The following is a 12,339-nucleotide window of genomic DNA, read 5'->3' as shown; positions in this document are numbered from 1 at the left end:
CAGTGTGTGAACCGTTTCAGTTGTTACTATAGTTTTCTGTCGCGTCTGGTGCCGGCACGTCGCGAACGTCGTCCGGAGTCTCCTCGAGGAGTTCGTCGTGAACCGTTCCCGACTCGCCACAAGCGGCCCCGGCCGAACCGTCGCGATCACGGGAACATAACGGGGACGGTTTCTCGAAGGCCATCGAGACAGCGAGCAGAATTACGAATCGGACTCGAGTGCCGTCCTCGCTCGGCGTGCGGTGTCGCGCAACAGCGTGACGTCGTCGGTGAAGACTTCGACCGCGACGGTTCCGTCAAATCCCGCGAGGTGATCCGTAACGACGCTGTAATCGATTTCGCCGGCACCGATCGGGAGATGGGTGTCGCCCCGGCTTCGGGCGTCGTGGACGTGGAGATGCGAGACGAGGTCGCCGTACTGCGAACAGAATCGATCGACGCCGTCGTCGCCGTCTTCCATGTACGCGTGACCGACATCGAAACAGACGGCCGTCTCGGTTTCGTGTGCGAGATCACCCAGAACGGTAAGCGGCAATCCGCGCTTTTGATGCCCGACGTTCTCGACGACGAGTTCCACGTCGGCGTCGGCGGCGGCCGTGCCGATCGCCTCGAGCTGGTCGGCGAAGACGGGTCGAAGATCCGTATCGTGCGGGTTCCGGGCCGTTCCGTGAAGAACCGCCTTCTCCGCATCTGCGGTGCCGGCCCACTCGAGCAGCCGTGACAGGTAGTCGACGATCGCGTCGTTGATTTCCGGGACCGGCGTCACGACGACCTGCTTGAACGGCAAGTGAACACAGAGGTCGGCATCCGCGTCAGCGAGTATCGTTTCGAGTCGGTCCACGTCGATCTCGTCGGGGTCACGTCCTTCGCCGACCGACAGTTCCGCGAGGTCGAACCCCTCGATCGTTCGTTCCGTCCGCTCGAGCGAATCGCCGACGGTGAGGCCAACGTCCATACGGCCCCATTCGCCGCCATGGATATAATATAGTAGCCACTGAAACGATTCACACACTGATCGGACAGCTGTCGGTCGATCAGGCATGCAATGACGTGCAGTGGCTACTATAGACTGCCCGACACGGAGACAGGACCAGGCAGAACCGATCGAGACCGAGTTTTATTCTGGTCGATTCGGTGGTGGTCGTCTCGTAGTCTGTGTTCGACGGGATAGCGCTGTGCTCGGGCTACGTCGGCGGAACGGCGTCGACCGTTCGCGCGAGACCGGGTTCGACCAGCGATCGACGGCGGTGTGTCGGAACTCAGCACCGCTCGTCATACCGATCCAGAACGGTCTCGAAGAGCGCCAGCAACACGCCGAACGTGAGTAGTGCGATTCCGATCTGGTGAGGGACGCGACCGAGAAGAGCCACGTTCCATTGTCGTGACTGCGCCTCTCGATGGGAACGTGTTTCGAAGTCGTGTCCGATCACATACACATACCATTATAGTCGCTCCTGCAGTCCATCTCAGTATGAGCGGGCAAATCCTCGTTCCATACGACGACTCAGGCCCTGCCGAAAAGGCACTCGAGTACGCCTTCGAAACGTTTCCCGATGCAGCAGTCACGGCCCTGTATGTCGTGCCGATTCCTGCGGGATACTGGACTGCATTCGGAGACGCCAGGGAACTCGGCGCCGAACAAGGCCGCGAACACGGCGAGGAGATCCTCGAGAATGCGACGACGGTCGCGACGGAATACGATCGCGAACTCGAAACCGAGGTCGATATCGGAAAACCGGCTCAAACGATCGTCAGCCGAGTTGAAGAGGGAGAGTTCGACACGATCATCATCGGCAGCCACGGACGGGAAGGAGTATCGCGGATCCTCCTCGGGAGCGTCGCGGAGATGGTCGTCCGACGCTCGCCGACCACCGTTATTGTCGTCAGATAGCCGTTCGTCGATCGGCCGCTCTGCAGCAATCGAACGCGGAAGCGCGATCGTGCACAGACGCTCCGTTGCGGTTCGACATCGAACTCGGTCAAGAACTCGAGCGTGCAAAAGTGGTCGCTGGTCCGCCGGTGCGAATCCCGACATCGAGGTGCTCGACCAATGACGCCAGACGACCCTGATCCACAGGACGCCCCTGAGTTCGACCGAGCTCTCTCGATGTCGACGATCCGGTTCCCGACTCGGAGTACGGTGATCAGGGATATCACCCAGAACGTGGTGCCGTGGATGACGGGCAGATTCCCGTCGACGAACTGCACGAGATACTCCTCGAGGCCGAACAGACGCTGAGAGAAACCGACGAACAACTTCCCGAGCCACTGACGCTCAGCAGCTCACTCACTGAACTACGCGCCCTTCAGACGCGTATGCTCGGCTCGATTGTATGCTCGGCTCGATTGTATGCTCGGCTCGATTGTATGCTCGGCTCGATTGTATGCTCGGCTCGATTCTGAGCACCGCAACGGCGGGGACTAAGTTACTGTACGCAGCGCAGCCGCTCGTCGGAGGTAGATTCCTGTCTCTTCCGGGGTTGTGTTCTCCTCTGCAGGAGAGTGACTGAGTTAACCAACGGGTCCGAGGGATGAGCCCAAATCGTTGGTTAATACACCCGAAGCTTTGGGCCCTGCTTCACTACCCTCATTTGGTACCGATACTGAGTCTTTCGGCACCGTGAGGGGGCCGTGTTTAGTTTCGTTGATTCCATATGTACGCGTAGCTCTGGAGCCAGGTTTCGGCGGTATTCGGTTCAGCGTTTCTGAAGCAATTTTCGAACTGGTAGGTTCGCCGTTTTACTTCTTGAAAGAGATGTTCGACGGCGTTCTGATTTCCGTGTGTCTCGTGACGAAATCGGAGTCCGTATTGGTTGAGTGAAACTTTCAGCCACGGTTCGGAATCGACGAGAAACACGGCGTCGTCAACGTCGTGTTTCTCGGTGAGTTCAGAGAGAAAAATCGAGGTAATACCCTCGTTCCGCATCAAAAATAGCCTAACATGGAGAAATTTGTTCGTTTCGGGATCGACAGCAGCGTACAGCCAGTCGCGCTGATCGTCGAGATGGATCACGGTCTCGTCGAGCGCGATGTGATCCGGCTGGGCACCGTCTGTCGGCTGTACGTCGGCCTTTTGGACCCACTTGTGAACAGTCGAGTGCGCCCGTTCGACACCGAAGCACTCTCAGATAGAGATAGTTTCCAAAAGTGATGATTCGTACAGCTGGAGCTGGATACTGAGTTCCATGAGCTCGCGCGGTGTCTGCTCGCGATCCACAAAATCTAGCTCGATCCCGATGCTAGATCCGTCGAGGCGGTCGAATTCTGGCATAGCACAACGAATTCCACCGCCTCACTCCGTCACACTCTACTCTGAACAGCGTTTAGAGCCGAGGAGGAACGTGAAGTAGAGTCGCGTCTCGCCGTCGTAGCCGAACGTCAGCGGAAGGAGGTACGGGGCGTCCTCCTCGGTGAGACCCAGAACGCCAGTTTTGATATGTAATGGAGCTCTCCACGGAGCTCAAAAACCACTCTGCGGTGTGCACACCGCAAGAGAGAACCGAACGATGCCGGCGACAGACCGCGGCGGGCCCTCGGTACCGTTTTCGTCTGGCTGTCGAATAGTATCATATCACTGCCAATTCGATTTCGCTGCTCCGACGCGTAGTGGCCGCTCGCAGTGTCGGAAGCGGGGGGCAAGAATTACCCACTTCCACGTGGTCCGTTACCTATGGACGAACCACGTGACTTCGACGATATCCTTGTTCCCACCGACGGCAGCAAAGCCGCCCGAAACGGGGCCGAACAGGCGATCAAGTTCGCGCGACGAAACGACGCGACGCTGCACGTCCTGTACGCGATGGACATGGGCGACGCCGACTACGTTGCGGTCCCGAGCGACATCGCACAGACGCGACGCCGCCTCGAGAAGAAGGGTGAAACGTTCATCTCGGAGATCGAGGACCTCGCCGCTGACGCCGGGGTCAACTGCGACACGGCAGTCAAGGCGAACACGCCCGTCGAGGCCATCCTCGAGTACGTCGACGAACACGACATCGATCTCGTCGTGATGGGCAAACGCGGGCGTTCGGATCCCGACAAGCCGCTCATCGGGTCGATCACGAACCGGGTGGTCGGCTCGCTTGACATCCCCGTGTTCACCGCCTGAGAATCCCGATAATAAGGCCGATCCCGGGTGACTCCTCAGTTGAGAAACTCGATCCGGGATCCGACCCGGTTGTGCCGACCGAAACGGGTCGGTAACGGAGGTCCGCTCCGGTGCGCTCGAGCCGACGGCGGTCAGGTCTCCAGACCGAGCAGGAGGCCCAGGAGACCGATCCCGAACGCGTCGATCGGAATGATAGCGCCAGATCGCGTTCGGAAGGACCCGGACCGCGTGAGGGAGGATCATCACCGCGAGGAATCCCCCGGCGAAGACGGACGGGAGGGGCCTTATATCGACGGGGACGTCGTAGTAGTACAGGAACAGAAACGTGACCACGCGGTGATCGAAACGATCCCCTCCGCGAGCGTCGTGATCGCGACCGCGCCATCGCGGAGCGTCTCCGTGGAGGTCGCGTCGTCATTGAGAACAAGACAGTCGTATTGCCTCGACGCCCGCTCTGCACGTTCCTCGTCGCGTTCGATGACGATGACCTCGTTGCCCCTCGGTCGCAAGTTCGACGGGCGGTGTCCCGATGTCGCTCGCACCCACGACGATCAGATATCGTAGCCACTGAACGTCACTGCACACCCGATCGAACGACGGGAGCGTGGTTCGGAGCGAGCGCGGTTCGGAGCGAGCGCGGTTCGGAGCGAGCCGTGAGCGAACGTAGTGAGCGAGAACCGCGGGAATGCGAACGGCGAGCAAAGCGAGCCGTGAGCGAACGCAGTGAGCGAGAACCGCGGACTGTGCGATCAGTGTGTGAATCGTTTCAGTTGTCACTATACATGTGACTGCCATTCAGAATTCGTCACCGAAAGCCTCCCGTTCCGTGACACGAGAGGGGGCGCGGATGGTGTCGGGTGCCGGTGACGCCGATCAGTTGTCGGTTTTGCCGCCCTCGACCGGCGGCGTCGACGGCTCGAGCGTGGCGTCGGTATCGGCAGTGGGACCGTCGGAGCCGTCCGACCCGCTCGGCGCATTTGCCCGGGTGCCGCTTCCGAACAGCCGGGCTCGGATACTGCGGTTGTCGCGCTTCTCGGCGAGGAGCACGGAACACTCCACGTCCTCGAGCACCTGCAACACGACCGATCCGCGGAACAGCCGCGAGAGCAGTCCCTTCTCGGTCGCGCCGATGATCAGCATCGTGGCGTCCCGCGCGGCGCGGTCGATGGCCGCCTCGACGTCGCCGCTCTCGATTCGCATCGTCGCGTCGGCGAGGTCGTGCTCGGCGGCCCACTCGGTGAGGAACCGACGGCCCGCTGCCTCGTCGTCGGCGACGTGCAGCAGGGTGACCTCACCGTCGAACTCGGTCTGGAGCATCTTCGCGACTGCGCCGGACAAGTCCGAGGCCGGACCGCCGGCGGTCGGCACGAGAATCCGCGAGGGGTCGAACCCGCGGTCGCGAAACACGAGGAAGTCGGACGGCAGCGAGTGAGCGAGCTCGTCGACCGCCGTCTCCGCGCGCCCTGGCGCCCCGTGGGAGTCCTCGCCCCAGCCCATCACGGTGAGGTCGGCGCCGTAGGTGCGGGCCGCGTCGAACACCTCCTCGAATACGCGGTGTGATAACACGACGTGCGTCTCCACGTCAACGCCGAACGTCTCGGCGTCGTCACGGGCCCGGTCTAACAGGTCGTGTGCCGCCTCGTGGGCGCCGCGGTCGCGCGCGGCCTCTAGCGACGTCTGGTCGGGGACGTTCGCGATGTTGACCGCGACGACTGTCCCGTTGCGCTGCTTGGCGATGGCCGACGCGAGCGTGATCAGGTGCTCCTCAGTCGCGGGGTTCGCGAGCGGCACCATCACGCGATAGTCGTCGCCGCTCGGCTGGACCGACGTAGCCGCCGACACGGCGGCCTTCGGCAGCTCGTCGGAACGGTCGAGGATCCACGTGCCTAACACGCCGCGCGACTCCACCTTCCCGCGGGCGTACAGCAGGTACCAGAGCACGGCGAAGGCGACGAGGCCGAACGAGATTAGAATTATCGTCGGCTCAATGTAGACGATCAGCGCGAACGACGACACTGTCCCGATTATCGGGACGGCGGGGTAGAAGGGGACCTCGAAGTCGGGATCGTACCCCTCGACCCCCGACTCCCGCATCACGATGAGCGCGAGGTTGAGCAGGCCGTAGACGATGAGGTGGAGTACGGAGCCCATGGTCGACAGCGACTCGACGCCGCCGGCAACGAGGAAGACGAGGATGAGCGCGCCGGTAAGTGCGATCGACTTGTAGGGAGTCCCGAACCGCTTGTGGATCTCGTTGAGCTTCGGGGTGACGATCTTCTCGCGCCCCATCGCGAAGTTGATCCGCGATGACGAGAGGATCGATGCGTTCGCCGACGAGGCGGTCGCGAGCAGTCCGCCGAGCAGGAGCATGCCGGCGCCGACGGCGCCGAGCGAGTAGCCGAACACCTCGTAGTTGCCAAACAGCAGGCGAGCGGCGTCAACGACCGCGGTCTCGTTGTTCGCGACCAGTTCGTTCGGTACCGCCGCGAGTAACACGACCAAAAACAGCGCGTAGACGACCGTGACGATGACGACCGATCCGAGGACCGCGAGCGGGAGGTTCCGCCCGGGGTTTTTGATCTCCTCGGCGACCGAGGTGATCTGGACGAACCCCAGATACGAGACGAAAATGATCCCCGTCACCGGGAGGACTTCGCTCGTCGTCCCCGGCGGCGCTAACGGTCGTAGCGATTCCATATCGGCGTTCAGCAGACCGACGACGGTGAAGACGGCGAGGATCCCCAGAAGCGACATGACGATGACGATCTGGAGTCCGCCGGTCTCTTTCGCACCGAAGTAGTTGACCGCGATAAAGAGCAGCGCGCCGGCGAGACCGATCACCTGCGCGGCCTCCAGCGACACCGGTCCGAGTCCGACCGATCCGAGCCCGACGAGCGCGTTGACGTACTCGCCGAAGCCGTACATATAGAACGCGGAGGCGAACGCGAGCCCGAGCCAGTTCGCCCACCCCGCGATGGAGCCGAACATGGGCCCGAGCGCCCGGTTGACGTAGAAGTACGCGCCGCCGGACTTGGGCATCGCCGTACCGAGCTCGGAGGCTGACAGCGCCGTGAACAGGGCGATGACGCCGCCGAGGACGAAGGTGAACGCCGCGAGGGGGCCGGCTCGCGCGACCGCGGTGCCGGGGAGGACGAAGATCCCGGCGCCGATCATCGTCCCGATCCCGATGGTAAGCGCCGCCAGCGGGCCGAGGTCCTTCGCGAGCTCTTCGTCGCTCATTCGGTCGCTCCCTCGCGCGGAAGCGCGATCACGGGCACGTGCGATCTCGTCACGAGCTTGATCGAGAGGTCACCGGAGAGGAACTGCATCAGGCGGTTGCCGTCTCGAGAGCGATAGGCGATCGCGCTCGCGCCGACCTCGTCGACGGCGTCGAAGATCGCGCCGACGATGTCTCGGTCGTACGCGGTGTGGTCGTCGGCGTCTGGGAACACAGTTCGAACCGCGGCGTACGACTCGGCTGCGAGCTCCTCTGACTGCTCGACCGGCGTCTTGTCGGGGACGCCTCCGCCTTTCTCGACGACGTGCAGCGCGGTAACCTGCTCCGGGTCGTAGGGTTCGAGCACCCGTGCCGTCGCCAGCGCGTCCGCCTCGTGGGCGACGGGCAGGAGAACGTGGTCGAGGAGGTCCCGCTCGTCCGGTTGATCAGTCCTCGTCATACGAGCACTCATATCCTCGTCAGTTAAGAAGGTACGCTCTGCGTCACTGGGGCAGCAGAAGAGTTTATAACTCCTCTTCAGCGCTGAGAATACGTCGTTTGAGTTCATCTCGGTTCGTCCGTCACCGACTGTCAATCGCGGAGATGAACACCGCCAGCACGGGGACGATCCAGTCGACCGATCCACATCAGGAAGAACAGAGTCCGAGTCCACCCGTTCCACGACGACTCCGTCGCGGCCCCGACGCCGCTGAATACGATACCGGCGCTGTCTGTGGATACTGCAGTTACGAGTGCTATAGTAGCCACTGAACGTCACTGCACACCCGATCGTACGACAGTAGCGCGGTTCGGAGCGAGCGCGGTTTGGAGCGAGCGCGGTTTGGAGCGAGCGCGGTTTGGAGCGAGCGCGGTTCGGAGCGAACACAGTGAGCGAGAACCGCGGGAACGCGAACGGCGAGCAAAGCGAGCGTGAGCGAACACAGTGAGCGAGAACCGCGGGGATGCGAACGGTGAGCGAAGCGAGCCGTGAGAGATCACCGCGAGCGAGAACCGCGGACTGTGTGATCGGTGTATAAACCGTTTCAGTTGTTATTATATTTTCCACCGCCATCGGAGCGATCTTGAAGAGATCGGCAGCGAGCGGAGCGTCTACTTCCCGTCCGGATGTATTCTACCGGACTGAACGACCAGCCCATCCAGAGTGTCATATTGAGGAGCCTCGCGCAGAACCCATATAGCGGCTGAGCGACTACGACCTGGTGATGGACGATTCGCCCTCAACACAGACGCAACCTCGTATCCACACGTCGCCGCGAACGGACATCTCGCAGAATCAGGGCACGTTCAGAATCCACCTCAACTTCCCTGGGAGGGCAGTCCCCGACCACGACGACCACGGCTACGGGCCACTTGCGACCGTCGTCGAGTCGTTCATGGATCCGGAGACACTCATCCGAATGCACCAGCACCGCAACGAGGAGATCATTTCCTGGGTGCCCGACGGCGTGATGCGCCACAACGACCGGCAGGGTAACAAACTCGTAACGGACCCCGAACACCTGATGGTGATGAACGCCGGCAGCGGCTTCTGGCACGCCGAGGAGACGCTCGCGGACGACCCGCCGCTGCGGATGCTCCAGATCTTCGTTCGGCCGCACAGCCTCGACCTCGAGCCGAACATCCAGCACGAGCCGATTCCCGATCCCGTTGCGAACGAGTGGCGCCACCTGTTCGGGCCCGAGGGGACCGATGCACCACTGTTCGTCCGCAACGATGTCGACTTCTACGACTGCCGCCTCGGCGCCGGCGCCACGGTCACGCTACCGTCCCAGTCGGACTGGCACACCTATCTGTACGTCTTCGAGGGAACCGTCAACGTCGGCGAGGAGTCCGTCGGGTACACCGAGAACGCACTCGTGACTGACGACGGCGACGTAACCGTCACTGCTACCGAGGACTCGACCATCGTCGCATTTACCATCAACCCCGACGCCCCGATCACACGCCAGGGCACAATCGGCCGCTGAGACACCGGTAAGCGGGCTACTGGTGGTGTTTTTGTCCCCCCTGAGGGGTGCAGCGCGGTCTGCACTGACGCAGTCGCCGTAAACTCGATTCGGCGAACACAACGGCTACGGTCAGTGATTCGTCGGTCTCCTTCGAGGAAATCGACACGAAATCCGAGGAGATGAACAGCACTATCGGAGCATGGATTGACGAGCTCGTCGCCGGCGTCGACGACGCGCAGGCCAGCGCAGCGTTCCAAGAGCGGCTTGATGTCCAGCGTCGCTTCTACGACTACTTGTATCGGAATACGTTCCAGATCAAGCGCCAGTGTCCACTTTGATTCCTGCAAAGCACGTCTTGGAAGCAGGAACCCCCATCTGCTCACGGGCGTGAAGCGCCCGTTCGCATGGCCCGTGAGACCAAAGGTCTCACGCTCCCCTCACGGTGCGAACGGCGTCAGCCGTGAGCAAGTAGGGTGGGGTAGCTCGACTTTCGGTGTCGGTCATCGAGATGCAGTGGAACACACGTCAGATCGTTGGCGATAGAAACTGTTATATTACGATCAGAATTAGACAAATACAACCAACTGCCGTTGTCGTACTCTCGCACAGATTCGTCGACGGGGTGGGTTGCCGCAAACTCATGGATTGTACGATACAGGAAGTCAGGCCTGGTGAACTGGTGGATGCAGTCGAACCGGACGAGGTGACGCTCGTTCTCGGTGCACCCGGTATCGGAACGTCACAGCGGCTGCGGTCGGTCGGTCGAACTGTCCGAGAACTACCCGAGACAGTAGCCGTCGACGACGAGCTCGTCATCGTCGAGGACTTCGTGTCCGCGGTGTTCGACCTCGACGACGAGAGCGTAGCGACCTACACGTACGAATTCGGTGAGAAATCGCTGTTCGCCGGATCGGGTGGTGCAGTACTCCTCGCCCGTCCGCGGAGTTTCGACTGGCTCTGCCAGCGTGATCTAGGGGTCGATGGACAGTTCGTCGAGACGGTCGATACAGTGTTGGTGGTACGAACGCCGCCGACTGCTGCTCCGGCGGCAATAAACGAGGTTCGGCAGCGTCTCAGCAAGCGCGGTGTGGGCGACCTCCGGGAGGACGAACTATCGGTCGTGCTGGACCGGGCCAGATATCCGCCGTACTACTTCGAAACCCCGCAGCTCCAGGCACATCTCGGCTGGTACGATGCGACCGTCACGCCGGAAGCGTTTGTCCCCCTCTCGAAACAGGACGCTGCGTCGGTGATACTGCCCGGAGATGTCAGGCGAGCGTTCGGCGGCTACGACGTTTCGATCGACCCGTTCAGCGAGGAGTTCGCAGACGCAGTCTCGCCACTCGTTCCGAGCGGTGGCCTCCCAAGCCGGATCCCCAACGAACGCGCACCACCGGTCCTCGCCGCGGTAGCGCTGGTCGCCGTTGGACTGGACGAGGAGGCGGACTGGCTCGAGTCACTCGCTCGGCTTCGAATAGTGTCCACGGCCGCTGAAGCACTGGAGATCGCACTGGATCTCCCGCCTGGAACGGTCGATCACCTCACGGTGTTCGCCGCCGATCCCGCACGGGCACTGATCGGCGATCGTCTCGCTGACGACGGCGACCGGGAATCGGTACTCGACGTGGCACGTGAGGCGGTCGGTGAGCCAGTCGACGTGCTCCAGTCGGCCAGTTCGACGTTCGGATCGATTTCGACGGACCCCGACGAGTACGGGTTGTTTAGACTCGTCGGTTCCTGGTACTGGGACGGGCCGCAGGCATTGCACGACGCTGCTGCCGAGCGCGAACTGCCGGCGCAGTTCCAGGAGACAAACGGTGAGGACGAGAACGGGAGGGACTGGAGATCGTTCGCCGACGACACGGACCTCCTTGACGCACTCGACGGGGGACTGGTCGTTCTCTCCGGTCCCAAAGCGAGCGGGAAGCGTCACGTGGCCGCGTCCCTGGCCACGGAACTCGCCGAGTGGGGAGCAACTATCAGACTCCCCGCTCTCAACAATCCCGACCACATTCGGGAAGGGGTCGAGGCGACGCCGAACGCCGTCGTCGTCGCGACGTACGGTGCCGGGCCTGCGAGGATACCAGGCGACGACGGTCTGCGAGCACTCCCCGAGTGGGTCGACGAGGGGAGTTGTGTGGGTGCACTGCTCATTTGCGATAACGCCTACCGCGACCGACTCAACGACGTCTGTGATCGGGCCGGCTGTGAGGAACTGACAGCCTGGACCGACCGCGTCGAGATCAGCATGGACAACATGTACGGCTCGCCCGATCGAGAGCCCGCAGCCGTCGCTGAGGACCTGCTCGATGCGATCGGGTGGAACGAGGTGCAGTCACCGTCTCGTCGGACCGTCGACGTTGAGTCGGTCACGGACCAGAGCACACTGGCAGCGATTGCGGGGGTTCCGGATCACTCGCTGGACGGGGAATACGTCGGGGCCACCGTCGCCGAGGCAGTCGACGTCATCTCGATGACCCACGGGCCAACCGCTGCCGGCCCGTGGCTCTCCGTCATCGACGACCTCGTGGCGGAGGTGGGGCTGAACCGGACTGACGACCCCGACGAAGCGCTCCTGTACCGTGGCGAGGTCTACGGGACTGCCATCACGGCCGTGGCGAGAGCGAAGTCGACGACCCACGAGTGGGTTCACGCCGTCGCACGCGGCGTGCTGGAGGTCACGAACGAGACCGCCGCTCCGCACGGCCGCGAAGCCGTCGGCGGCGACCTGGAGCCGTTTGCCACCGCCTTTACGGGCGCACTGGCGAGGCTCGCCCAGCCGCCAGACGGGTCGATCGTAAACCACGGCGCGATCGGATGTGTCGACGCGGCACTTCACGAGATGGTCGATGACGGGTGGCAATTCCCGCTCCACTTCGTCTACGGAGGCGCAGTCGGACGGATCGTTAGACGGGCCGACGATCCAGCGACGGCCAATGGGGGCATCTCCACCATCGTCTCGCGCGTTCGCCAGTACGGGATGAGCCCCAACGACCGATACACCATGGGCATCCTCGGCCGTGGTGAATCGCCAGACGTAGCTTA

At 62.4% G+C, this 12,339-nt stretch carries 7 protein-coding genes and 5 pseudogenes; 6 read left to right on the top strand and 6 right to left on the bottom strand.

Annotation, left to right across the window (positions count from 1 at the left end):
- Positions 1–201 precede the first annotated feature (201 nt).
- Positions 202–954: a sugar phosphate isomerase/epimerase family protein gene (locus ACEWFR_RS22795; protein ID WP_374063204.1), complete on the bottom strand. Its 753-nt coding sequence runs from the start codon at positions 952–954 to the stop codon at positions 202–204.
- Between the two features lie 516 nt (positions 955–1,470).
- Between ACEWFR_RS22795 and ACEWFR_RS22790 the strand changes: the two genes are divergently transcribed.
- Together ACEWFR_RS22790 and ACEWFR_RS22785 are read left to right on the top strand one after the other, a co-directional pair.
- The gene (locus ACEWFR_RS22790; protein ID WP_374063203.1) at positions 1,471–1,890 is read left to right on the top strand and encodes a universal stress protein; all 420 of its coding nucleotides are present in this window, start codon (positions 1,471–1,473) and stop codon (positions 1,888–1,890) included.
- Positions 1,891–2,049: 159 nt separating this feature from the next.
- Positions 2,050–2,238: a hypothetical protein gene (locus tag ACEWFR_RS22785; RefSeq protein ID WP_374063202.1), complete on the top strand. Its 189-nt coding sequence runs from the start codon at positions 2,050–2,052 to the stop codon at positions 2,236–2,238.
- A gap of 396 nt (positions 2,239–2,634) precedes the next feature.
- Here the strand turns inward: ACEWFR_RS22785 and ACEWFR_RS22780 are convergent.
- Positions 2,635–3,270 (bottom strand): annotated as a pseudogene (locus tag ACEWFR_RS22780) (IS6 family transposase).
- Between the two features lie 54 nt (positions 3,271–3,324).
- Positions 3,325–3,432 (bottom strand): annotated as a pseudogene (locus tag ACEWFR_RS22775) (pyridoxamine 5'-phosphate oxidase family protein); the annotation flags it as partial.
- A gap of 237 nt (positions 3,433–3,669) precedes the next feature.
- On the opposite strand from ACEWFR_RS22775, the gene ACEWFR_RS22770 reads away from it, so the two are divergent.
- On the top strand, positions 3,670–4,107 hold the full coding sequence (locus ACEWFR_RS22770) for a universal stress protein (RefSeq protein WP_374063201.1): 438 nt from the start codon (positions 3,670–3,672) through the stop codon (positions 4,105–4,107).
- A 335-nt stretch (positions 4,108–4,442) separates the two neighbouring features.
- Here the strand turns inward: ACEWFR_RS22770 and ACEWFR_RS22765 are convergent.
- The 3 genes and pseudogenes from ACEWFR_RS22765 to ACEWFR_RS22755 form a co-directional block, all read right to left on the bottom strand.
- A pseudogene (locus ACEWFR_RS22765) lies at positions 4,443–4,692 on the bottom strand (NAD-binding protein); the annotation flags it as partial.
- A gap of 288 nt (positions 4,693–4,980) precedes the next feature.
- Positions 4,981–7,347 (bottom strand): amino acid permease, encoded by a 2,367-nt coding sequence (locus ACEWFR_RS22760; RefSeq protein ID WP_374063200.1) that lies wholly within the window; start codon positions 7,345–7,347, stop codon positions 4,981–4,983.
- A complete protein-coding gene (locus ACEWFR_RS22755) occupies positions 7,344–7,784 on the bottom strand; it encodes a universal stress protein (protein WP_374063199.1) in 441 nt (146 codons plus the stop codon). Before ACEWFR_RS22755 ends, ACEWFR_RS22760 begins: the two co-directional genes overlap by 4 nt.
- Before the next feature lie 763 nt (positions 7,785–8,547).
- Here ACEWFR_RS22755 and ACEWFR_RS22750 point away from each other — a divergent pair.
- The 3 genes and pseudogenes from ACEWFR_RS22750 to ACEWFR_RS22740 form a co-directional block, all read left to right on the top strand.
- A complete protein-coding gene (locus ACEWFR_RS22750; RefSeq protein ID WP_374063198.1) occupies positions 8,548–9,312 on the top strand; it encodes a pirin family protein in 765 nt (254 codons plus the stop codon).
- 140 nt (positions 9,313–9,452) lie between these two features.
- Positions 9,453–9,626: pseudogene (locus tag ACEWFR_RS22745) on the top strand (DUF955 domain-containing protein); the annotation flags it as partial.
- A 308-nt stretch (positions 9,627–9,934) separates the two neighbouring features.
- Positions 9,935–12,339: pseudogene (locus tag ACEWFR_RS22740) on the top strand (hypothetical protein); the annotation flags it as partial.

Origin of the sequence: Natrinema sp. H-ect4, from assembly GCF_041894845.1 — an archaeon.
GTDB lineage: Archaea > Halobacteriota > Halobacteria > Halobacteriales > Natrialbaceae > Natrinema.
Note: the sequence above shows the minus strand (reverse complement) of the source record. Positions and strands in the feature narration are given on the sequence as shown.